General features: G+C 68.7%; 20 protein-coding genes. 9 read left to right on the top strand and 11 right to left on the bottom strand.

Annotation, left to right across the window (positions count from 1 at the left end):
- Window positions 1-6: 6 nt before the first annotated feature.
- The 3 genes from OID54_RS06795 (at window position 7) to OID54_RS06805 (ending at window position 4,795) form a co-directional block, all read left to right on the top strand.
- Window positions 7-975, top strand: a complete 969-nt coding sequence (locus tag OID54_RS06795; RefSeq protein ID WP_329015401.1) for an aromatase/cyclase — start codon at window positions 7-9, stop codon at window positions 973-975.
- A 53-nt stretch (window positions 976-1,028) separates the two neighbouring features.
- Window positions 1,029-2,351, top strand: a complete 1,323-nt coding sequence (locus OID54_RS06800; RefSeq protein ID WP_329015403.1) for an activator-dependent family glycosyltransferase — start codon at window positions 1,029-1,031, stop codon at window positions 2,349-2,351.
- A 350-nt stretch (window positions 2,352-2,701) separates the two neighbouring features.
- The gene (locus OID54_RS06805; RefSeq protein ID WP_329015406.1) at window positions 2,702-4,795 is read left to right on the top strand and encodes an AfsR/SARP family transcriptional regulator; all 2,094 of its coding nucleotides are present in this window, start codon (window positions 2,702-2,704) and stop codon (window positions 4,793-4,795) included.
- A 150-nt stretch (window positions 4,796-4,945) separates the two neighbouring features.
- Here the strand turns inward: OID54_RS06805 and OID54_RS06810 are convergent, their stop codons facing one another.
- Window positions 4,946-6,163 carry a class I SAM-dependent methyltransferase gene (locus OID54_RS06810; protein ID WP_329015409.1) on the bottom strand — a complete coding sequence of 406 codons (1,218 nt, stop codon included), beginning with the start codon at window positions 6,161-6,163 and terminating at the stop codon, window positions 4,946-4,948.
- 159 nt (window positions 6,164-6,322) lie between these two features.
- On the opposite strand from OID54_RS06810, the gene OID54_RS06815 reads away from it, so the two are divergent.
- Window positions 6,323-7,048: a class I SAM-dependent DNA methyltransferase gene (locus tag OID54_RS06815; protein ID WP_329015411.1), complete on the top strand. Its 726-nt coding sequence runs from the start codon at window positions 6,323-6,325 to the stop codon at window positions 7,046-7,048.
- 56 nt (window positions 7,049-7,104) lie between these two features.
- Entirely contained in the window at window positions 7,105-7,902 is a 798-nt protein-coding gene (locus OID54_RS06820) for a phytanoyl-CoA dioxygenase family protein (RefSeq protein WP_329015414.1), read from the top strand.
- A gap of 60 nt (window positions 7,903-7,962) precedes the next feature.
- Here OID54_RS06820 and OID54_RS06825 read toward each other — a convergent pair whose 3' ends face one another.
- The 3 genes from OID54_RS06825 to OID54_RS06835 are packed head-to-tail and all read right to left on the bottom strand — an operon-like array spanning window position 7,963 to window position 11,535.
- Window positions 7,963-9,180: an acyl-CoA dehydrogenase family protein gene (locus OID54_RS06825; protein WP_329015417.1), complete on the bottom strand. Its 1,218-nt coding sequence runs from the start codon at window positions 9,178-9,180 to the stop codon at window positions 7,963-7,965.
- Window positions 9,181-9,199: 19 nt separating this feature from the next.
- Window positions 9,200-9,943, bottom strand: coding sequence for an NAD-dependent epimerase/dehydratase family protein (locus OID54_RS06830; RefSeq protein ID WP_329015420.1), 744 nt, complete (start codon window positions 9,941-9,943; stop codon window positions 9,200-9,202).
- The gene (locus tag OID54_RS06835; RefSeq protein ID WP_329015423.1) at window positions 9,943-11,535 is read right to left on the bottom strand and encodes an FAD-binding oxidoreductase; all 1,593 of its coding nucleotides are present in this window, start codon (window positions 11,533-11,535) and stop codon (window positions 9,943-9,945) included. The genes OID54_RS06830 and OID54_RS06835 overlap by 1 nt, the downstream gene beginning before the upstream one ends.
- 157 nt (window positions 11,536-11,692) lie before the next feature.
- Between OID54_RS06835 and OID54_RS06840 the strand changes: the two genes are divergently transcribed.
- A complete protein-coding gene (locus tag OID54_RS06840) occupies window positions 11,693-12,583 on the top strand; it encodes a class I SAM-dependent methyltransferase (protein WP_329015425.1) in 891 nt (296 codons plus the stop codon).
- Between the two features lie 83 nt (window positions 12,584-12,666).
- On the opposite strand, the gene OID54_RS06845 is transcribed toward OID54_RS06840, so the two are convergent.
- The 6 genes from OID54_RS06845 to OID54_RS06870 all read right to left on the bottom strand — a co-directional run bounded on the left by OID54_RS06845 (window position 12,667) and on the right by OID54_RS06870 (window position 18,512).
- A complete protein-coding gene (locus tag OID54_RS06845; protein ID WP_329015428.1) occupies window positions 12,667-13,674 on the bottom strand; it encodes an acyltransferase domain-containing protein in 1,008 nt (335 codons plus the stop codon).
- Window positions 13,675-13,681: 7 nt separating this feature from the next.
- Window positions 13,682-14,713 (bottom strand): ketoacyl-ACP synthase III family protein, encoded by a 1,032-nt coding sequence (locus OID54_RS06850; RefSeq protein WP_329015431.1) that lies wholly within the window; start codon window positions 14,711-14,713, stop codon window positions 13,682-13,684.
- A 10-nt stretch (window positions 14,714-14,723) separates the two neighbouring features.
- On the bottom strand, window positions 14,724-15,017 hold the full coding sequence (locus tag OID54_RS06855) for an acyl carrier protein (protein WP_329015434.1): 294 nt from the start codon (window positions 15,015-15,017) through the stop codon (window positions 14,724-14,726).
- Entirely contained in the window at window positions 15,014-16,231 is a 1,218-nt protein-coding gene (locus OID54_RS06860) for a ketosynthase chain-length factor (protein WP_329015437.1), read from the bottom strand. The genes OID54_RS06855 and OID54_RS06860 overlap by 4 nt, the downstream gene beginning before the upstream one ends.
- A complete protein-coding gene (locus OID54_RS06865; RefSeq protein ID WP_329015439.1) occupies window positions 16,228-17,499 on the bottom strand; it encodes a beta-ketoacyl-[acyl-carrier-protein] synthase family protein in 1,272 nt (423 codons plus the stop codon). The genes OID54_RS06860 and OID54_RS06865 overlap by 4 nt, the downstream gene beginning before the upstream one ends.
- Window positions 17,500-17,798: 299 nt before the next feature.
- A complete protein-coding gene (locus tag OID54_RS06870) occupies window positions 17,799-18,512 on the bottom strand; it encodes a DNA alkylation repair protein (RefSeq protein ID WP_329015441.1) in 714 nt (237 codons plus the stop codon).
- Between the two features lie 49 nt (window positions 18,513-18,561).
- On the opposite strand from OID54_RS06870, the gene OID54_RS06875 reads away from it, so the two are divergent.
- Both OID54_RS06875 and OID54_RS06880 read left to right on the top strand, forming a co-directional pair.
- On the top strand, window positions 18,562-19,266 hold the full coding sequence (locus OID54_RS06875; protein WP_329015443.1) for a TVP38/TMEM64 family protein: 705 nt from the start codon (window positions 18,562-18,564) through the stop codon (window positions 19,264-19,266).
- A gap of 266 nt (window positions 19,267-19,532) precedes the next feature.
- Window positions 19,533-20,420 carry an undecaprenyl-diphosphate phosphatase gene (locus tag OID54_RS06880; RefSeq protein ID WP_329015446.1) on the top strand — a complete coding sequence of 296 codons (888 nt, stop codon included), beginning with the start codon at window positions 19,533-19,535 and terminating at the stop codon, window positions 20,418-20,420.
- Window positions 20,421-20,544: 124 nt separating this feature from the next.
- Here the strand turns inward: OID54_RS06880 and OID54_RS06885 are convergent, their stop codons facing one another.
- Window positions 20,545-21,102, bottom strand: a complete 558-nt coding sequence (locus OID54_RS06885; protein WP_329015448.1) for a DUF4352 domain-containing protein — start codon at window positions 21,100-21,102, stop codon at window positions 20,545-20,547.
- Window positions 21,103-21,890: 788 nt separating this feature from the next.
- Between OID54_RS06885 and OID54_RS06895 the strand changes: the two genes are divergently transcribed.
- Window positions 21,891-22,064, top strand: coding sequence for a hypothetical protein (locus tag OID54_RS06895; protein ID WP_329015451.1), 174 nt, complete (start codon window positions 21,891-21,893; stop codon window positions 22,062-22,064).
- Window positions 22,065-22,191: the final 127 nt, after the last annotated feature.

A 22,191-nucleotide genomic window follows, 5' to 3' on the forward strand; every position in this document is an offset into this window, starting at 1 on the left:
CGGAAGATGACTGAGCCCCAGACCCATCACACTGAGCACCGGATCACCGTGAACGCCCCGGCCGATGTGGTGTTCGCGCTGATCGAGGACGTCACCGGCTGGCCGGAGACCTTCCCGCCGTGCGTCCACGTCGATGCCGAACGTGACGGCGACCGTGAACGCATCCGGATCTGGGCCACCGCAGGTGGGGAGGTGAAGGGCTGGACCTCGCTGCGCGAGCTGGACCGGAAACGGCTGCGGGTCCGGTTCCGTCAGGAGGTGTCCGCGCCTCCCGTGGCCGCGATGGGCGGCGAATGGGTGATCGAGAGCGATCCGTCCGGTGCGACCCTGGTCCGGCTGTTGCACGACTTCAGCGCGATCGGCGACGACCCGGCGAAGGTGGAGTGGATCCAACACGCGGTGGACCGCAACAGCGGCCAGGAACTGGCCGCGCTGCGCGCCGCCGCGGAACTGCGGACGCAGCGCGGCGAGCTGACGCTGACGTTCTCGGACTCGCTGCGGGTGGCCGGTGCCGCCAAGGACGTCTACGACTTCATCGACCGGGCGGACGCCTGGGAACAGCGGCTGCCGCACGTGGCCCGGGTGTCCCTCACCGAGGACGTCCCAAGGCAGCAGGTGCTGGAGATGGACACCCGCACCGCGGACGGCTCCACGCACACCACCCGGTCGGTGCGGATCTGCTTCCCCCATGACCGGATCGTCTACAAGCAGCTCCAGACACCGGTGTTGATGTCGGCGCACACCGGTGAGTGGCTGATCCGCGAGGTCGGCGAGGAGACGGAGATCACCAGTACGCACACGGTGGTCGTGAACCCGGAGGCGATCGCGGGGGTCTTGGGCGCAGCGGCGGGCGTCACCGAGGCGCGCACCTTCATCCGGGAGGCGCTCGGCCGCAACAGCACGGCGACGATGGGGTATGCGAAGGCGTACGCGGAGGAGATCGCAGGCCGAGCAGGTCACTCGGCGGCTCACTGAGCTGGTCGCTGAGCGGACCGGTCCACACGGCGGGGAGAGGTCGGGAGAAGGCCATGCGCGTGCTGTTCACCACCTTCGCGGCGCGTACGCACGTCCACAGCCAGGTGCCCCTGGCATGGGCACTGCGCGCTGCGGGTCACGATGTGCGCGTGGCCACCCAGCCCGATGCCGTGGAACACGTGCTGCGGGCCGGGCTGTCCGCGGTGCCGGTGGGTGCTCCACTGAACCAGGAAGCCCTGGTGGAGGAGTTGGACGAGCGCCGGAGCGAAGCGCTGGAGAGTGGTCGGGAGGGGCCGGAGTCCCTGGACTACCTGGAACTGACCGACATCAGCGAAGTCCGGCCGGAGCGGCTCACGTACGAGCTGATGCACCGCAGGCAACTGGCCCTCGCAGCGGGGGCATTTCCCACCCAGTGCGATCCGGAGATGATCGACGACCTGGTGCGTTACGCGCGGTGGTGGCGGCCGGACCTCGTGGTGTGGGACACGATGACCTTCGCGGGCCCCGTCGCGGCGATGGCCGCGGGCGCGGCGCACGCCCGGTTGCTCTTCGGCCTCGATCTCATCGGCTTTCTGCGCCACCACTACAACCGGGTGCTGGAGCGTCGGATACCCGCGCTGCGGGACGATCCGATGGCGGAGTGGTTGGGCTGGACCCTGGAGGAGTACGGCTGCCGCTTCACCGAGGAGGCCGTGGTGGGGCAGTGGACCATCGATCCGGTTCTCACCTCGTTGGCACTGCCGACGGATCTGGTGCGGGTGCCGATGCGCTACGTCCCGTACAACGGGCCCGCCGTACTGCCTGATTGGGTCCTGGAGCCGCCGCGGCGCCCCAGGGTCTGCGTCACTCTCGGGCTGTCGCTGCTGGAGACCCTGGGCAGGGACCGGGTGTCGCTGGCCGAGATCCTCGACGCCGTCGCAGCACTGGACGTCGAGGTCGTCGCGACCGTCGGCGCGGCGCGGCGCGATGCGCTCGGGACGCTGCCCGCACGGGTTCGGGTGGTGGACTTCGTTCCGCTGGACGCCCTGTTGCCCAGTTGTGCCGCCGTGGTGCACCACGGCGGGGCGGGTACCTTCCAGTCGGCGCTGGCCCACGGGGTCCCGCAGATCATCCTGCCGGACGTGCTGTGGGACAGCGCGCGCCGGGCCGAGGGCCTGGAACGCTCCGGTGCCGGGCTCCAGGTCGCCGATCCCGCGCGTCTGACCGCGGCGGGCTTGCGTGACCTCGTCAGCCGGGTCGTCGAGCACCCGGCTCCGGCGCGCCATGCCCGTCGGTTGCGTCGGGAGATGGCTGCGACCGCTGCGCCCGCGGATGTGGTCCCCGTCCTCGAACGACTCACCTCACACCATCGGCCGGCTGTCCGTCGGGGCCTGTGAGCAGTCCTGCCCGTGACGGCCGCACGGCGGCCCTGGGGTCTGTCCCGCTCCGCGCGGATTCTCCCGGGAAATGTCGGTTGCACATGCCCCGGGCCCAGCGCTTCCGGCACGCGCTTCGGCGTGTCGTCAATCGAATTACCAATCCTTGACGTTCCCATTGGCTGAACATTGACAAGCTAGTCGACCAAATCTAGAGTCAAGTTGCAGCGAGTCGCGATGTATCGCTTCATTGAGGCCACCAACCTCGATGGGTGGTTGAATTTCAACGCATCTCGCTTCGACAGCGGATCGAGCCACCGTTGTGTGCAACTGGGGGAACAATGGATTTCCAAGTTCTCGGGCCCTTAGGGATGCTGGAGAAAGACAAGAACGTTGCGCCTACAGCACCCAAGCCTCGCCAAGTAATCGCACTCTTGATTATGCGGCGAAACGCAGTCGTCCAGACATCCGAATTGATCGATGAATTGTGGGAGGGCGGCCCTCCCACCAGCGCGCTAACAACTCTTCAGACCTACATTTACAAACTCCGCAAGATCCTTGTTCGCCACGGGGGCGCAGAGGTTCTTCACACTCGACCGGGTGGATATGTCCTTGACATACCCAACTCATCTGTCGACCTCCACCGGGCCGAAAAGGCAGCGGGCGAGGGCAAGGCGACACTGAGGAACGGCGATCCCGTACGGGCTCGCGAATCCCTCGCCGAAGCACTGTCGATTTGGCGGGCGCCCGCGCTCGTCGATGTGGACAGGGGGGCGCTCCTTTCCTCCTATGCGACACGGCTGGAAGAATTCCGCGCCAGGACACTGGAAATGCGGATCGAGGCAGATCTCCAACTCGGCTACCACCGGGAGTTGGTGAGCGAACTCAAGTCACTCATCCTCACCCATCCACTCCACGAGCATCTCCATGCCTCGCTGATGATCGCGCTGCATCGATCAGGGCGGCGCCACGAGGCCCTTGAGGTCTTCCGGTTGTTGCGACAGAACATGGTCGAGGACCTAGGGCTCGAACCGGGCGAGGAACTGCGCCAACTGCACCAGGCATTGCTCGCCGACGCACCCGTCGGACCTCCGTTCGACGCCCGGCAGACGATCCGTACGGTGTCTCGGGACGGTGCCGCGACGAGTACGGTCGGGCCACGAGCCGCGCGGGGAACCGCCGTCGACGTGGAGGAGCGCACGCCGGCCACCCAAGCACCGGAGCGAGACCATCTGCTCGCCTCGGTTCCGGCCCAACGTGACGCCGCCGGTGCGTCAGCCCAAAGCGCCCACGGCCCCGTCAGGGCGACGGGTCCGGTGGCATCGCCCCCGCTGTCCCACGCCGACGAGCGCGGCGGCGCCGGGCAGTCGGCCACGCCGGCACCCGCGGAACTCCCCGCGGACGTCGGTGACTTCACCGGCCGGGCGCCGGTGATCGAGGACTTCATGCTCCAGTTCCTCCCCCCGGAGGACGGGACCGTACGGCACGCGGCGACTCGTGTCGTCGTGATCGCGGGCATGCCGGGGGTAGGCAAGTCGGCACTGGCGGTCCATCTGGCCCACCGGGTGCGGCACCTCTTCCCGGACGGGCAGCTCCACGTCGAACTGCATGGATCGAGCGACGAACCCCGGGACATCCGGGAGGTGCTCCATGGACTACTGCGGTCCCTGGGCATCCCCGACACCCTGATTCCGACGCAACTGGAGGAGCGTTCCAAGCTCTTCCGTTCGACGACGGCGGCGCGCCGGGTCCTGCTGGTGCTGGACGACACGGCGACGCTGGCGGACGTCCGTCCACTGCTGCCGGGCGGACCCGAGTGTGCGGTGATCATCACCAGTCGCCGTCGGCTGCACGGACTGGCCGGAGCCCAGAGCGTGGACCTCGATGTGCTGGACAGCACGGAGGGAATCGACCTTCTCGCCAGTCTGATCGGACGTGAACGGCTCGACGAAGAGCCGCAGGCGGCCGACAAGCTGGGAGAGCTGGGTGGATGGCTACCCCTTGCGCTGCGATGTATCGGCGGCCGAGTGGCCACCATGCCGGGGCTGCCGCTCACTCGGGTCGCGGACCAACTGGCGAGGTCCAGCGACATCCTGAGCGAACTCCGGCTGGGCGACCTCGATGTGAGGTCCGGCTACGACGCCGCGTACGACCGGCTCACCCGGAGCGAACAGGCGGTCTTTCGACTGCTGAGCATGCTGCCGGCCGACGAGTTCACCGCCACGACGGTGGCGGACCTGCTCGGGTGGGAGATCCCCTCGGTCGAGCGCATCCTCGACCGGTTCGTCAACAGCTACCTCCTCAAGATCGTCCACTATGGCAACGATGAGCTGCACTACGCTCTTCCCCCGTTGACCTGGACGTATGCAAGGGGACGGCTGGACTCGACGCTTAGGCAGGACCCTCGGCTCAGGGCGGACGCCCCAGACGAGCACGCCTGCCCGGGGCCCCCGCACCCCAGGTGATCTCCGGGACCTGAGGAGTGGGGGTGCCCGGCTTCCCTCGCAAGGAATCGGTGGGCAGGGAAGGTGTGCGCTGTAGGACCGAGGTTCCACCGCGCACACCGTCTCAGCAGCAGGATCGCAACCGGGTGACCGGACACGTCCGCAGGAGTGTCACACCACCTGCACATGCGGTACGTAGAGAATCCATTTGCCGCCCGACTCCCGGAACTGAGTCTCCTTGGCGATGATCTCCTCGGCGTGGTTCCAGGCGAAGAGCAGGGCGTAATCAGGATAGGGATCGTCGAACGCCGCACGCGGGCGCACCGGGATGTGGGCGCCGGGAGTGAGCCGCCCCTGCTTGTTCGGTGTGGTGTCGGAGATGAACGACACCAGGTCGGGACCGATTCCGCAGTAGTTGGTCACGGTGGCGCTCTTCGCCGTCGCACCGTACCCGACCACCGTGCACCCTTCCGCCTTCAGCTTCCGAAGCAGGCTCACCAACTCGTCCCGTGAGCGTTCGACGTTCCGGAAGAAGCTCTTGAGGGTGTCCAGTTCGGCCAGTCGGCGGGTCTTCTCCTCCGCGAGCAGCACGGCCACCGAGGGGTCCGGAGTGCGCCGGCCCCTGCGGGCGAGGGTGTACCGCACCTCACCGCCGTGCACGGGCAGCCGCTCCGCACCCACCAACTCAAAGCCGAACCGCTCGGCCATGGCCGCCACCGATGTGACGCTGAAGAAGTAGTAGTGCTCGTCGTAGATCTGGTCGTACGAGGTCTTCTCGACGATGTCCGCCAGATAGGGGTCCTCGAAGACGAACACACCGTCGGGCGCCAACAGCGCGTCGATGCCCTGGAAGATGGAGTCCATGTACGGGATGTGGCACAGGGTGTTCGCCGCGTAGATCAGCTGGGCGGGGCCCTCCGCCTCACGGATCTCCTGTGCGGTCGACGCCTGGAAGAACTCGGTGGTGACCCGGATGCCTAGCCTGCGGGCGATGTCAGCCACGCTCTCGGAGGGCTCCACGCCCAGATGCCTGACGCCCGCGTCGGCCAGTGCCCGGAGCATGATGCCGTCGTTGCAGCCCAGTTCGACGGCGAACGCGCCGGGGGCGGTGAGCTCGGTCCGCAGGAAGTCCTGCGCCGTCTGCTCGAAGTGCTTCCTCATCACCGACGACCCGGACGACAGATACGGGTAGTGGCCGTTGAACATCAGATGCCGGGGGACTTCCTCCATGAGCTGGACCATGGTGCACGAGTCGCACACTCCCAGCGCGAGCCGGAAGAGGTACTCGTCCCCGATGTAGTCGGGTTCCAGGAACCCGCTGGAAAGCGGCTGCGTACCGAAATCACCGAACTCGTGAAGTCGGCCGCCGCAGATACGGCAGCTCGTCATGGTGTAGACGGTCTCCCCGGGCTCTCGCAGCCGTCTCAACGATGACTGGACCGAACCGGGCTCCAGCGGGCTTCTTCGCGGCTTCGAGCCGCTCGCCGCAGCCTGAATCCGGCGGCCCACGTCCGTGAGCGCGCGGACCCGCCGGCAGAGGGAGTCGCGTTGTACGGGGCAGAGGCCAGCGAAATCTACGAGCTGCTGCACCAGGGCAGGGGCAAGGACTACCAGTCGGAGGCGCAGGAGATCGCCCGCCAGGTGCGGGCCAGGATGCCGGGCGCCGTGTCACTGCTCGATGTGGCGTGCGGCACGGGAGCCCATCTGGAGCACTTCCGGCCGGTGTTCGACCGGGTCGAGGGGCTTGAGCTGTCCGCACCCATGGCGGAGTCCGCTCGACGCAGGCTGCCGGGGGTCACCGTACACACCGGGGACATGCGCGACTTCTCGTTGGACGCCTCCTTCTCGGCCATCACCTGCATGTTCGGTTCGATCGGCTATCTGGCCGACCCGGGAGAGCTGGAGTCGGCGCTGCGCCGCTTCGCACGGCACCTACGGCCGGGCGGTGTGGTCGCGATCGACCCCTGGTGGTTCCCGGAGACCTTCCTCGACGGCCATGTGGCGACGGGGACGACCACGGAGGACGGCCGTACGCTCGCCCGCGTGTCGCACTCGGTGCGGGTGGGCGACGCGTCCCGGATCGAGGTGCACTACCTCGTCGCCGACGCCGCCTCTGGGGTGCGGCACTTCAGCGAGACCCATCTGATCTCGCTGTTCAGCCGTCGGCAGTACGAGGCGGCCTTCACCGCGGCCGGCCTGAGCGTGGAGTACCTCGACGGTCTGCACAACGGCCGCGGTCTGTTCGTCGGGGTACTGGAGACCCCCGCGGCGTGAGCACGCCGACGCCCTCGCCCGCCCACTCCCCCCATCGATGCGAAGGAGAGCCGCCCATGGCGTCCCCCCGTGAACTGACCACCCCGGCGACGCTCACCGAGGAGAGCGTCCGCCGCTATCGCGAGGACGGCTTCGTCCATGTGCCCCGGCTGCTCTCCCCGGAAGAGGTCTCCGTCTACCGCGCGGCGGCGGAGAGCATCCTGGAGCGGGACATGGAGGTGTGGGCGGGTGGCGACGACGGCGCGGCCGTGGAGGTCAACTACACCACCCAGGTGTGGCGCAAGGACGAGACGCTGCGCCGGCTGGCCCTCCATCCCGCGCTGACCGGTATCGCCGGACGGCTCGCGGGCGTTCCGCTGCGCCTCTACAGCAGCGAGGTGCTCGTCAAGGAGCCCGAAGGGGCGCCGCCCACCCTGCTCCACGATGACGAAGCGGGGCTGCCGATGGACGGGCTGGAACAGACGCTCACCGCGTGGATCGCGCTGGTGGACGTCCCCGTCGAACGTGGCTGTCTGAGCTACATCCCCGGCTCGCACCTACGGGCGGACTCCGAGCGGCTGCGGCACATGACCAGTTTCGAGCAGTTCCGTGAGCCCGACGAGGTCTGGCCGGACTTCCCCTGGCGGCCCCGGGTCACCGTGCCGCTGCGCGCAGGTGACGTCGCCTTCCACCACTGCCGCACGCTGCACTGGGCCGGTGGGAACGAGACCGACGCCCGTCGGGTCGGCCACGGCGTCATCTACATGGACGCCGGAACCACCTATCTGCCGGGGGTGATGGACGAGTACCTCGCCCATATGGAGCCGGGCCAGCCGTTGGACGACGCGGAGTTGTTCCCGATCGTCACGAGCTGACCCCTCACGCGCGGCGGCCCCGGGAGGATCGTTCCCGGGGCCGCCGTCCGTTCGGTGCGTTCAGTGCTCGTCGAGCTCCAACGCCCAGGCGCTGAGCTGATCGATCGCGTCGGCGTAAGTGAACGGCTGCATAAACCATCCGGCGCGCACGTCCCGATGACGGCGGGCGAGGGGGTGCCCGGCGGTGAACGACACGCCTCCGGTCAAGGTCATGCAGTCCTCGACGATGCCCGAAGCACAACGGTTCACCACCAGCTTGGCGTACTGGAAGGGGGCCATCATCCGGCGTCCGCGCTCGGCGAGGTCGCCGTCGATCTGCTCCGAGAGGTGCTCCGTGTGGATGAGGGCCGCAGCCAGCGCGGACCGCAGGGTATAGAGCTTGACGTCCATTTCTGCGACGAGGGTGCGCACGGCACTCGCCGGAGTGCCGCCCCGGCGCCGCACACCGGCGACCGTGATGTCCCGTGCGGACTGGGCGATTCCCGCGTACACACCGAGCAGACCGATCGAGCTGACCGTCTGCCCGGCGAAAGAGGCGTGGTTGACCTCGCCGACCGGGCCACGCACGAACAGGTCCTCGTCGGGGACCGGGCAGTCGTCGAAGACCACCGAGGAACTGGCCGAGGCCCGCATGCCCATGCCGTCCCAGTCGTCCGGCACGCTCAACCCCGCGGTGTCCGCCGAGAGAAAGGCGGCGGCGAGTCGCGGCGGGCCGGTCTCGGGCCTGACGGGTGCCGCGACCACGAAGTGGGTGGCCACGGGCGCCATGCTGACAAGGATCTTGGCACCCGAGAGCAGCCAGCCGCCTCCGGGTGCGGGGCGCAGTTCGGTGGTCTGCCGGGCGTCCTTCAGCGCACCGCTCACCACCGCGTCGCCGGTGCCCATCAGGGTGAGGATCCGCTCGGCGAGCGCCTGTCCGGCCGGGGTGGAGTGCTCGCGCTCGTACGACATGGTGATGCCCCGGCAGAGCTGCATGTGCAACGAGAGCGCCGTGGATGCGTCGGCCTCGGCGATCCGCATGATGGCGAGACAGACGTCGTGGACGCTGTTGACGCCGAGCCCGCCGAATTTGACGGGCACGGTGGCGGCGAGCACTCCGTCGTCCCGCAGCGCGCGGAACACGCCCTCGGGGAAGGTGCCCGCGCGGTCGTGCTCTGCGGCCTCGGCGGCGATGCGCGGCAGATGGCGTCCGATGATCTCCAACAGCTGGGCGCCCTCGGAGGTGATCGGCGCCCCGAGGTCGCAGAGGGGCGGGCGGCTGACGACGTGAGGGGTCATGGTGTCGTTCTCCTCGGTGTCACGGATCCGCGCGGTCAGCCGTCGCGAAATACCGGTCGATGGCGGTACGGAAGTAGCCCGGCCCGAAGCCCAGTGCGGCCACTTCGGGCACGATCCGGTGGAGCTTGTCCACCGAGGGGCAGTGCGAGACGGTGTGGTCGGCGTATGCGCGTTCGGCGCCGAGCCCCAGATGCAGTTCCAGGTGGTCGATGACATCGCTGATGTCGGCGCAGTCCCCGGAAGCCAGATTGATCACCTCGTCGACGGTGCCCGTGGCGAGCAGCAGATCCAGCGCGGCGACGAACTCGTCCACGTGCAGCAGGTCGCGGCGGGCACCGCGCTGGACGGTGATGAGGCCCGCGCGGAGTTGGCGGATGAGTACCGGAAGGAGCCGGTACGCCGGCTCGTCGGGGCCCATCACATAGCCCAGCCGCAGCACGAGGTGGGGTACGCCCGAGTCCCGGACGAGCTTCTCCAGGCCGAGCTTGTGCTCTCCGTACGGTAGGGAGGCAACGACGGGGTCGTCCTCGCGGCCCCGGCAGCCGGGCGATCCGTACATGCTGACGGTGGAGAAGAAGACCAGTGTCCGACCTCGGGAGCGGCAGTGCTCCAGGGTGTCCAGGACCAGGCGCTCCTCACGGCGGTGTTCGGAGTCCGGTAGGGGGTGGCGCGGCACCCCGGCCGCGAGGACGGTCACCCGTGGGTGCGCGTCGGCGAGCGGCCTGAGGTGCCGGGCGAGGAATCCGGTGCCGATGATCTCCATCAGCGGGGCGATGCGGGGCGGACGGAGAGCGCGTGCGAGAAGACGCCACGTGGATCCCAGCGGGCCTTGACCTGCTGGAGCCGGGGGTAGTTGTCCCGGTAGTAGAGGGTGGACCAGGGGACCTTGGAGGTGTTCCAGCGGGGGTCGGCGAGGTCGGCGTCCGGGTAGTTGATGTAGCAGCCGCTGTTGTTGGCGTCGGGCGCCGGGACACCGCCGGTGTCGGCGAAGACCTCCTGGTAGAAGCGGCGCATCCACTCCAACTCCCCGGTGTTGGCGGGGTCGTCGTAGTAGAGGTCGTAGGAGACGCTGAAGAGGGCGTCACGGTGTGGGAAGGCGGTGGCCGAAGGGGCTACGGAGTTGATCTTCCCGCCGAAGGAGTTGAGGTAGACGGATGCGCCCCAGCGGTATCCGTCGCTCAGGTACTTGTGGATCGTGCCGATCTGTCGGTCGGTCCACCGTCTGCGCAGGAAGCTCGCCTTGGACTTGAAGGGCGTGCCGCCCGGGTGGGTCTCGGAGTTCAAGGTCTCTGGCAACCACGCCTGTTCCGACTGCTCGACCGTGGGCGTGACGCCCACGTTGGCGGTGACGACCCTGATGAAGTCGTCCATGAGCCGTTCGGCCTCGGCCCGTTCGGCGTCAGCCCCGACCAGCAGTTGGAACTCTCCTGCCGTGCGGTGGGGCAGCGAGAGCGAGCTGCCCACCTTGGTCTGCGGGTACCGCTCGTGCCACTGGCCGTGGTCTCGCACGAGAGTGGTGAAAGCCTGCTCGGTGATGCCTTCCCACTGCCAGGTGAGCGTTCTGCCCATGGAGGTCTCGGGCGGGCGGGGAAGCAGCATGGCGGGGTTGCGGCTGCGTACGTTCGGGGAGCGCAGCAGATAGCGCAGGACCACGCCGAAGTTGCCGCCGCCTCCGCCGGTGTGGGCCCACCACAGGTCCCGGTTGGGGTCGTCGGGTCGGCGAGTGGCCACGACCCGACGAGCCTTGCCGGACCGGTCCACGACCACGACCTCCACGCCGTAGAGGTGGTCCACGACCATGCCGTGTTCACGGGAGAGGGAGCCATAACCGCCGCCGGCTATATGGCCGCCGACACCGACGCTGGGGCAACTGCCGCCCGGGATCGTCACTCCCCAGCCGTAGTAGAGCGCCTTGTACACCTCGCCGAGGGTGGCGCCCGACTCCACCGAGAACGCCTGGTGCTCGGTGTCGAAGGAGACCTTGTTCAGTGGTGAGATGTCCACCACCACGGCGACATCGGTGCTGGTGACGAAGTTCTCGTAGCAGTGGCCGCCGCTGCGGACGGCGATCCGCTTGCCGGTCCGCACGGCCTCGTCGACAGCCGCCACCACCTGGTCGCCCGACCAGACCAGCCAGAACGACTCCGGGTTCGGAGTGAACCGGCTGTTGTAGCTCGTGTTGAGGTTGATGAACCTGGGGTCCGCCCGACCCACGGTCACCGGCCCCACGACCGGGGCGCAGGCCCGCGCGGAAGGCGTGGCCCGTGCGCTCGGTGCTGCCAGCCCGGTCAGCGCCGCGGCACCACCGGTGGCGGCCGTGCCCCGCAGTACGCCGCGCCGCGTCAACTCGCCCAACGTGACCACCGTTCCTTCCCCCGTCAATCCGTCCGGTACGGGCGTCACGCTAGGCAGTGCCCCTGTCCAACTGTTGGGGTTCCGCTGTAAGGGCCGTCGAGGCGGGTTCCAGGCGGGCGAGACATCGGTGCGAGACGACGACTGCATGCTGCCCCCTATGGGAGTAACAACGGACAACGCGGAAAATCTGGAAGATTCGGCCTATAAAGCGGAGGTCACCCGCGCTTTCAACCGCGCGGCGGCCCACTACGACCGCATGGGGGTCGAGTTCTTCACCCCCATGGGACGCAGGCTGATCGAGCGGGCGAAGCCGCTGCCGGGCGAGCGGGTCCTCGACATCGGCTGCGGACGCGGCGCCGCACTCTTCCCCGCGGCCGAACAGGTGGGGCCCACGGGATCGGTGCTGGGCATCGACATCGCCCCGGCGATGGTCGAAGAGGCCCGTCGAGAGGCCACGCGGCAGGGTGTGAGCCAGGTGGAAGCGCAGGTGATGGACGGGGAGCGTCCCGACCTGCCCGCCCGCTCCTTCGACCTCGTCACGGGAAGCTACAGCGTGATCTTCCTCCCCGACGCCCCCGGGGCACTCGCCCGCTACGCCGAGTTGCTGCGGGACGGCGGGCGCATCGCCTTCACCAGTCCCGTCTTCACCGACGACACCTTCCCGTTCCTGCCGCCGGTGTTCACCGACCTCATCCCGCGCTCCCTGCTGACCAATCTGCCGCCGGAGTGGCAGCCGGAGGCGTTGCAGCGGCGGTTCAACAGTTGGCTTTCCCACCCCGCCGACCTCCGCCGGACGATGGAGGCGGCCGGCTTCGCCGGGGTCGAGGTCGTGGACGAGCCCGTGGAACTGACGGCCACCTCGGGCGAGGCATGGGTGGACTGGTCCCACACCCAGGGCATGCGACTGCTGTGGACGCATCTGCCCGACGAAGAGAGCCGGCGGCTGCGCGAACGGCTGATCACCGCGCTCGACGCAATGCGGGACGAGGACCGGCCGCTGACCATCGACACCCCGGTCCGCTACGTCACGGCGACGGTACGCCGATAGCGCGCGGCCCAAGCCAAGGCGACCCGGAACTCAGCGACCCGGACGGACCGCATCCGTCCGGGTCGCCCTGGCTTGGGCCCGGGTCACCCAGCGGTGGGCTGCGGCGCGACCCCCAGCCCGATCAGGGCCTCCCGGGCCGCCGCCACCGACGCACGGTCCCGCTCGGGCGGCCCGGGACGGGCCGGCAGGAGGGGTACGACCGCGCTGCGCCCGGCCCGTACCGACGGGTGTCGCCTGGCGAGTTGGGCCAGACCCTGGCCGGGCCCCGCCTCCACCAGCACGGCGTCGCAGTCGGTGAGCAGTGCGTCCAGCGCCGGCCAGAACCGTACGGGAGCGACGGGCTGTGCGGCCCAGTACTCCGGATCGGTCACCTCGTCGGGGCTGAGCGGCAGTGCCGTGTAGCAGGAGTGGAGGGTGATCCTGGAAGGCCGGACCGGTAGGGCGGCGATCAGATCCGCCGATCCCTCGACGGCCGGGGCGAGCGCGGGACTGTGGAACGGGCTGAGCGACGGAACGCGCCGACAGGTGAAGTCGGCCTCCAGCAGCGCCGCATGCACCTTCTCCAGCGCGGGATCCGGTCCCGCAAGGACGGTCTGCCGGGGAGCGTTGTACGCGCCGATGACGACATCGCCGCCGAGGAACGGCTCGACCTCTTCGGGTGCCGCAGCCACCGCGAGCATCCCGCCCGGTGGGCCGTCACCCAGCAGCCGGATGCGCTCGCGCACCAGGGCCACGGCGTCCGGCAGGGCGAACACCCCAGCCAGGACCGCTCCCGCCAGTTCCCCGATGCTGTGCCCGAGCACCGCCCCCGGCCGCACTCCCCAGCTCAGCACCAGCTGGCCCAGTGCGTGGTCGACGGCGAAGAGCAGTGGCTGGGAGCGGGTCACGTGGTCGAGTTCGACGGCCGGTCTTTCGCTGAGCCAGTCTTCCCTGAGCCGGTCCCCTTCCGTCCCCAGCGCGGTGAAGACCTCGTCCATGGCTGCCGTGAACACGGGCTCGGTCCCAAACAGGCCGGCGGCCATCCTGAGGTGCTGTGACCCCTGGCCCGGCAGGAGAAGCACAGTCGATCGCCCGGTTGCCAACGTCCCCATTCCCCTCTCATGCGCGAGCCGCCCACTCGGGTCGTCGCAGTAGTTCGATCACGGCACAGGACCAGCTGAATCCGGCCCCGACGCTGACGAGGAGACAGGTGTCCCCGGCGTCGAGGGCACCGCTGGTGACGAGATGGTCGAGCCCGGCGATCGGATCCCCCGCACCGAGGTGGCCGACCTCTCGGCTCCAGGGCCAGGTGGTCCGCTCGGGGTCCAGTTCGAACCGCCCGAAGTAGCCGGCCTGGAGCCGTCGCCGGCCGAGGTGGGGCAGGGCGACGCGGGTGACGTCGCCGAGTTCCAGCCCGGCACCGGCCAGGGCTCCCTTGATGGCGGAGTCCTGGGCGGAGCTCACCCGGGCGACGGCGTAGGAGGAGCCCGTACCAGCGAGGAAGGCTCGTTTGCAGGCGTCGAGATCCACCCGTTGACGATGGCTGAAGGGCGCCGGACCGAACGGGTCGTCGCCGCGGTGCATGCCCTCCAACTCGGGTGCCGAGACGGTGACCAGACTACGCAGTCGGGCGAAGCCGTCCCGGCGGGAGAGCACCAGTGCGGTGCCCCCGTCGGCGTAGACCGTGCCCGGATCGCTGCGCCAGCGGTCGAACCCGGGCGGGCAGAACTTGTCGCCCGTGGTGATCAGCGCCGCCGTGCGCGCGGGATCGGCGGCGAGGTAGCCCGAGGCCAGTTCGAGTGCGGCCATGCCGCCGTTGGAGACTTGCTTGACCTCCATGGCAGGGCAGTGGTTGCCGACCGCGACCCGCTGGACGTAGGAGGCCGGCGCCCACAGGTCGTGTCCTTGGTAGAAGAAGCTGGCGTGCAGCACCAGGTCGATGTCGGCGGGCCCCGTGCCGGAGCGGTCCAGGGCGCTTCGCGCGGCGCGTACGGCCATCTCCGGCGCGGACTCCTCCCCCGCCACGGCCACCGACACCATGCCGGTGGTCCGGGCGAGGGGGGCGGGGCACCGGCCGTCGGCCACGGCCTCCTCGATCGGCAGGCGCGGGGGCAGCCAACTGCCCGTCGCCGCTATATAGAGTTCGTCCATCGCCGTACCGTCAGCCGGCCCGCCCCGCCGCGGCGGAGGCCAAGCGCTCGTTGACGGCCGTCACGAACTGGTTGAGCGTACGGATCTGTGCGAGGCCGTCGTCGGACAGTTCGACCCCGAACTGCCGCTTGACCCGGCTCGCCGCCTCCATCAGCGCCAGCGAGTCGTAGCCGAGGAATTCTAGTTCCACCTCTCCAATGTCCCCCTCGTGGGCGGTCAGGGCCTCGTCCTCGCCTGCGCACTCGCGCATGATGTCGGTCAGCACGGGCAGGGTCAGCTCGCTCGGCTCACGAAGCTCGCTCATCGGTCTTCCTTTCGTCGCCCTCGGACGATCAGGGCGCTGTTGAATCCGTTGTGTCCACGGGCCAGTACCAGGGCGGTCGACCCGGTGAAGGGCCTGGGCTCGTCCCGGACGATGTCGATGTCGTAGTCGGTGGTGACCTTGGTGGTCGGGGGGATGACGCCGTCGCGGACCGCGAGCAGTGCGAGGACGACATCGAGCGGGGCACCGCCGGAACAGAGCCGGCCGATCATGGTCTTGGGCGCGGTGACCGGCACGCCCCCGGGGCCGAACACCGCGGTCAGGGCGGTGGCCTCGGCACGGTCCCGCTCGGGAGAGCCGTCGGCGTCGGCGAAGACGACGTCGATGTCCGCGGGGGTGAGCTGCGCGTCGGACAGGGCGTTGTGGATCGCGCGGCCGAGGTTGTCGGGTCGTCCGGAGCTCGGTGGGGGGTCGAACGCGGTGCCGTAGCCCACGATCTCGCCGTACACCTCCGCAGCACGCTCACGTGCCCGGTCCTCGTCCTCCAGCACGAGGATCGCCCCGCCTTCCCCCGGCACCTGTCCGCTGGCTTCCGGGTCGAAGGGGAGGTAGGCGCGGCCCGGGTCCTTGCGGGTGGAGAGCCGCCCGCCGGCGTTGCGGGCGGCCATGCCGTACGGGCAGAGCGAGGACTCCATACCGCCGGTGAGCATCATGGCGGACCCGTTGCGGATCGCCCGGCGTGCCCCCGCTATGGCATCGATGCCGCCGGCCTGTTCGGCGACGAGCACTCCGGCCGGGCCGCGCAGATCGTGCCGGATGGAGATCTGGCCGGTGTTGACCGCGTAGAACCACGCGAAGGACATATAGGCGCTGACGTGGTCGGGGCCCTCGCCCCAGAGGTGCTGCAACTCCCGCTGGCCGAAGTCGAAGCCGCCCGCTCCGGCCGCGGTGACCACACCGAGTTCGAGGCGGGACGTTCCCTCGATGTCGATCGCACTGTCGGCGATCGCCCAGTCGGCGGCGGCGAGCGCGAACTGGGTCATGCGATCGGTCTGCGGTATCAGTCTGCTGGGCAGATGCCGGGCCGCGTCAAAGTCCCGGACCTGCCCGGCGAGCCGGCAGCCGAAGGCGCTGCTGTCGTATCCGTCGATGGGTTCGATGGTGTTCCGGCCGTTCAGGGTCGCCGCCCAGAACGCCTCGGTTCCCAGCCCGTTGGGGGCGATGACCCCCGTACCGGTCACTACGGCCGTGGTCACGCGGCCCTCCTGTCAGCGTCGGTGAGCACCATCGCGCTCTGGAATCCACCGAACCCGCTGGCGACGGTCAGCACCGTCCCCAACTGCTGTTCGCGGGCGGTCAGCGGTACGTAGTCCAGATCGAGCTGGGGGTCGGGGCGGTGGAGGTTCGCCGTCGGCGGCACCACCCCGTGTTCCAGGGCGAGCGCGCAGGCGGCCACCTCGATGGCGCCGATCGCACCGAGCGAGTGCCCGACGACCGCCTTGATCGAGCTGATGGGCACGGCACGGGCGTGCTCCCCGAGGCTCCGTTTGAACGCTGCGGTTTCGTGCCGGTCGTTCTGCTGGGTGGCGGTGCCATGGGCGTTGACGTAGTCGACGGCCGTGGGGTCGAGGCGGGCGCGGTGGAGGGCTGAGGTGATGGCGCCGGCCATCTCCAGCCCGTCGGGGCGCAGTCCCGTCATGTGGTGGGCATTGCCGTGGGATGCGTATCCCGCGATCTCCGCGTAGATGTGCGCTCCGCGGCGGCGCGCGTGCTCCAGCGACTCCAGGACCAGGACGGCCGCGCCTTCCCCGAGGACAAAGCCGTTGCGGGTCCGGTCGAAGGGGCGGGAGGCGCTGTCGGGTTCGTCGTTGCGGGGCGAGGTCGCTTTGATCGCGTCGAAGCAGGCAACGGTGATGGGCGCGATCGGTGCGTCGGTGCCGCCCGCGACCATGACGTCCGCCGCACCCTCGCGGATCAGATCGCAGGCGTAGCCGATGGCGTCGATGCCGGAGGTGCATCCGGCGGAGACGACGGAGTTGGGGCCTTCCGCGCCGATCTCCCAGGCGACCTCGGCCGACAGCGAACTCGGCACGAAGTAGTCGTACAGATGGGGTGAGGCCAGGGCGGGATCCACGACCCAGCGCTGTCCGTCGCCGCTCAGCCGACGGTATTCACGCTCCAACTGCTGTGTCAGCCCCACCGCATTGCCGATGGTGACCCCGACCCGGTGGGCCGCATCGGGGTCGATGAGCAGGGCGCTCTCGGCCATCGCCTCCCGAGTCGCGATCATCAGCATCTGCGCGGCGCGGTCCAACCGATCGGCCTCAGGCCCGGTCAATCCGGCCTGGTGCGGATCGAAGTCGCACTCGGCGGCGATCCGCGAGCGGAACGGCCCCGGGTCGAAGGCCGTGATGCCCCGGGTGGCGGGCACCCCGGACACGATGCGCTCCCAGAACGCCTTGGCACCGGTTCCTCCCGGTGCGACCACACCGATTCCGGTAATGGCGACGCGACGTTCCCCCATGAGGACCCCCAGACTCTCACCACCAGCGGTTAATGAACGGTTCGACGATGCGATGCCGCTCTCGCAGGGACGTCGAGGGCTACTGGATCAGGGGTGAGGAAACGATTCGCGACGCTCGGGCCAGAGCACAGGTCACTGCATTGTCAGTCGATCCCGGCTGGTTGATGGGAGCGCCTCCGGGCCCCGGGCGGCTGTGCGGTGCACGGCCAGGGCAGCGGAAGGCGATCAACGGGTACGCGACCCGGTACGGACGGGAGTTTCGTCCGCGCTGTCGGTGGGGGCGCCAGTATCGGCGTCGGTCATAGGTTCTTCAGTGCCTCGCGCACCGACAGGGGGGAGAGCCGGTCCCCTGCCGACCCGACGAAGGCGCGCACCGCCTCGGGATCCGTCTTGGCGTACTCCCGCAGGCTCCACCCGATCGCCTTGCGGATGAAGAAGTCCGGATGGTCGGCCCGGCGGAGGCAGTAGCGAAAGAGCCGCTCACTGTCGGTGGCCTGCTTGTAGCGCAGTTGGTGCAGCAGCGCCGTGCGCGCCACCCATAGGTCGTCGTCCTCGATCCACCCGTCCATGGTCGTCTTCAGGGCGGGGTCGGCCGCGACCAGGGGCCCGACGGTGTGGGCCGCGAGGGCATCGACGGTGTCCCACCAAGGGACGGTGGTCAGCAGCCAACGGACGGTCGGAAGGAATCCCGAGGAGCAGCGGCCCACGTACCGTCGCAGATAGTCGACGGCGAAGTAGTGGTACTCGCGCTCGGGAAGTCGCCAGCACCGGATCGCGATCGCCGTGCAGTCGCGCTCATCGGGCGGGGCGAGCCCTTCCAGCACCTGCCGGGACAGCGCACGGCGAGCAGGCGTCCGGATCCCGAGGAAGGGAACGACGCCCTTCATATAGGCACTGGCTTCCGCGGCCCGCTGGGGCTGCGCCGCCGCGGGATAGATGGTGGTGATTCGCTCCAGGACCTCATCGGCGAGCGGGCTGCCGGGGACGGCTGGGATGGGTCGGCCACGCGTCATGAGGCACACGTTACGGCGATCTCATCACGATGTCGGTTAGTCTCCCCGGATGTTCGAGCCAGTCCCCCACCCGTCGTCAGGTCTTGCGATCCGCTGCGCGCGGCTGCTCTTCTCGCCGTGGTCGAGACTGTCGCTGCTGCTGGTCATGCTGGCCTCGGCCGGCGCGCTGGTGGTGCTCTACGAACCGCAGAGACTGTTGTCCGACGGCTGGCCCGCACAGCTCGGCGGAGCGGCGGCCGTGCTGCTGTACGCCGTCGCCTACGGGGTGTGCACCGCGGCCTTCGTGCCCCGTCCACTGCTCAATCTGGCGGCGGGCGCACTGTTCGGATCGCAGTTGGGTCTGGTGTCGGCGCTGGCGGGAACCGTTCTGGGGGCGGGTATCGCCTTCACCCTGGGTCGGCTCCTGGGCCAGGAGGCCCTGCGCCCCTTGCTGCGTGGGCGAGTGCTCCAGGCCGCGGACTCCCAGCTGAGCAGACACGGCTTCCGGTCGATGCTGGCGATACGGCTGTTCCCGGGGATCCCGTTCGCCGCGGCGAACTACTGCGCCGCCGTCTCCCGGATGGGCTACACCCCGTTCCTGCTGGCCACGGCCCTCGGGTCCATCCCCAATACGGCGGCCTACGTGGTCGCCGGGAGCCGGGCCTCCTCTCCGACGTCGCCGGCGTTCTTGGTGGCGATGGGGTTCATCGTGGTGACGGGACTGATCGCCGCAGCGGTCGCCTGGCGCAAGCGTCACGGTCTGCGCCAGGGATAACGCCCATCGGCCGCTCTCTGCCCACGGCCGGCTGCCCACGGCTGGCTGCTGGCTGCTGGCTGCTGGCTGCTGGCTGCTGGCTGCTGGCTGCTGGCTGCTGAACTGAATCGTCCGGTTGTCGCAACGCCTCACCCGGACCGATGGTCACCCGTACAAGAGATCCCATCGAACGTTCCTGTTCACGTCACTGCTCGTTCGTCTCGGAGGGCTACTCTTCCCCCGTCCGACGCATGATCGGGATCGTTTTCTTGGGTGGCTCAGTTTCCATGTCGTGGTTTGAATCCCTCATCCTCGGACTTGTCCAGGGCCTGACCGAATTCCTCCCCATCTCCTCCAGCGCGCATTTGCGGTTGACCGCCGCTTTCGCCGGCTGGAAGGACCCGGGAGCTGCTTTCACCGCGATCACCCAGATCGGCACCGAAACAGCCGTCCTGATCTATTTCCGTGACGACATCGCCAGAATCGTCACGGCGTGGTTCGCCTCACTGAAGAACAAGGAAATGCGCACCGACCACGACGCTCAAATGGGCTGGCTGGTGATCATCGGATCGATTCCGATCGGCGTGCTCGGAATCACCCTGAAGGATCAGATCGAGGGGCCTTTCCGCGATCTGCGGCTGATCGCCACCACGCTCATCGTGATGGGGCTCGTACTCGGCTTCGCCGATCGGCTCGCCGCTCGCGACGAGCGCCCCCACGACGAGTCCGGCGGCCGGCACCGGGCCGTCAAACAGCGCAAGACACTGCGGGAACTCAATGTCAGGGACGGTCTGATCTACGGCTTCTGCCAGGCGATGGCGCTGGTCCCCGGGGTCTCCCGCTCGGGCGCCACGATCAGCGGTGGCCTCCTCATGGGATACACACGCGAGGCCGCCGCCCGCTACTCGTTCCTGCTCGCCATCCCTGCCGTGCTCGCCTCGGGCGCGTACGAACTCAAGGACGCGGGCGAGGGCCATGTCTCCTGGGGCCCCACCCTCTTCGCCACGGTGATCGCCTTCGGCGTGGGCTATGCGGTGATCGCATGGTTTATGAAGTTCATCAGCACCAAGAGCTTCATGCCGTTCGTGATCTACCGCGTGATCCTGGGAATCGTCCTGTTCATCCTGGTGGGGACGGGTGCCCTGAGCCCACATGCGGGCGAGTCGGGCGGCTGAGAGCTCGTTGGGGCGAGTCGCCCTGGAGGCCGTCGGGGCCGCTCGAACACACGCGTCTCGCGGGTACGGCGGAACCGCCCTCGGCCTCGACGAGGGACGTTCCGCCTCGACGACCCGACCGGGGTCAGCTCACATTGCCGCGCACACCATCGCCGAACATGCCGTCGACGTACGTCACGTACTTGGGGGTGAACTTGCCCTCACCGGTGACGATTCCGCTGGAGTTCTCTCCCGGTTCGAGATCCATGGTGTCGATCTGGTGTTCGTCCTCGCCGAGTTCGGACTCATGCTTCGTGCCGTTGGTGTCGGTGATCGTGAAGTACAGCGGATTGACACTGATCTTCTTGTCGCTGTTGTTCGTGATGGTCACCTTCACACTGGTGAACGTCCCGCCGTCGTTCAAAATGCTCGGCGTGAAGGTCGCCTTCTGAGCCACCACCTTCACCTCCGGCTCGGGCGCTGCCTTCTTCTCCGACTTCTTCTCGGGCTTGGCCTCTTTCGGTTCGCCGGCTGCCGCCGGTGCCTTCTTCGACGGCTGTACGGGCGCTTCGGCGGTGGGGGTCACCTTCTTCCCGCTCGTGGCCGGGGAGTCTTCGCTGAGCGCGGCTCCGAGGATGCCGAGCAGGAGCATCCCGCCGACGACGCTGCTGAGGACGATGGCGACGATGGCCCCGGTGGACATGCGCTTCTTTGCTGGGGGTGGGTATCCGGGGTGGCCTTGTCCGGGCTGATGCGGACCGGGCGGGTATTGCTGACTCATGCGTGAACTGCCCCCCAATGGGTTTGGATTGGTGGAATGTACCGAGGGGACGGCGACCAGGAGGAACCACCGGAGGTCCGTTACCTCACTGGTACTGAGCGTGGGCCAAGCCGCCGCGCTGCGGCGCGACCCGCCGCGGGAGAGAATGCGCACGGCCCGTCAGCGACACTGCCGGAACGTTGAGTCGGACGGCCCGGGCGCGGAGACCACCTCGACGACCGGTCGGCTCACTCACCGTTCACAGAGCACCACCGGTTGAAGAAACAACGAATGTGTCGCACGACTCCCAGCGCGCGGGCAGTCGACCCGGCGCCCACCCGCAGGTCGGGGTGACGACGGCGCCTTCGACGACACCCCCGCCTTCGACAACATCCCTGCAACATCGTTCATGAAATCGCTGCACGAACGCCGGAAAGGGTGCATGTGCACCCTGCTGGATAAACCCCGTCTCTCATTTACCACCCGTTTATGCAAAGCACCGGATCACGGAGAAGACGCAGGTCGCAGTGATCAAGGCCACATGGCGTGGTTCATGAGCTTCGTCACTACGAATACCTTCCTGCCGTTCATGATCTCCCGAGTGTTTCTGGGAATCGCCCTGTTCATCCTGGTGGGGAGGGGTGTGCTGAGCCCACATACGGGCGATTCGGGCGTCTGAAAGCAGCCGCAGCATGGGAGCCCTTCCGCTACGGAGGCCGTAATCTGTTCGCATGTCCCCCCTTCCACACGAGCCAGAGACTGCTTTGTCCGCCGCCGAACTCAACTTGCGCATTCGCGAGCTGTGGGCCGATGGGCAGCTGCCCGACGCCAGGCGCCCGGAGTACGAGGCACTGGTACTGAAGTGGGCGGCTGCTGCGCTGGAGCGCGTCGAGCACGCGGCCTGAGCATCACAAGCCCACCGCACGATCCCTACGGCACAGTGAGTCGGGAGCCCGACCCCCGTCGGGCTCCTCACCACAGGGGCGCCAGTCGAGCCGCCCCCGGATCGTGTGAAGCGTCCGTCGGTGTCGC

The sequence above is a fragment of the Streptomyces sp. NBC_00690 genome, assembly GCF_036226685.1.
GTDB lineage: Bacteria > Actinomycetota > Actinomycetes > Streptomycetales > Streptomycetaceae > Streptomyces.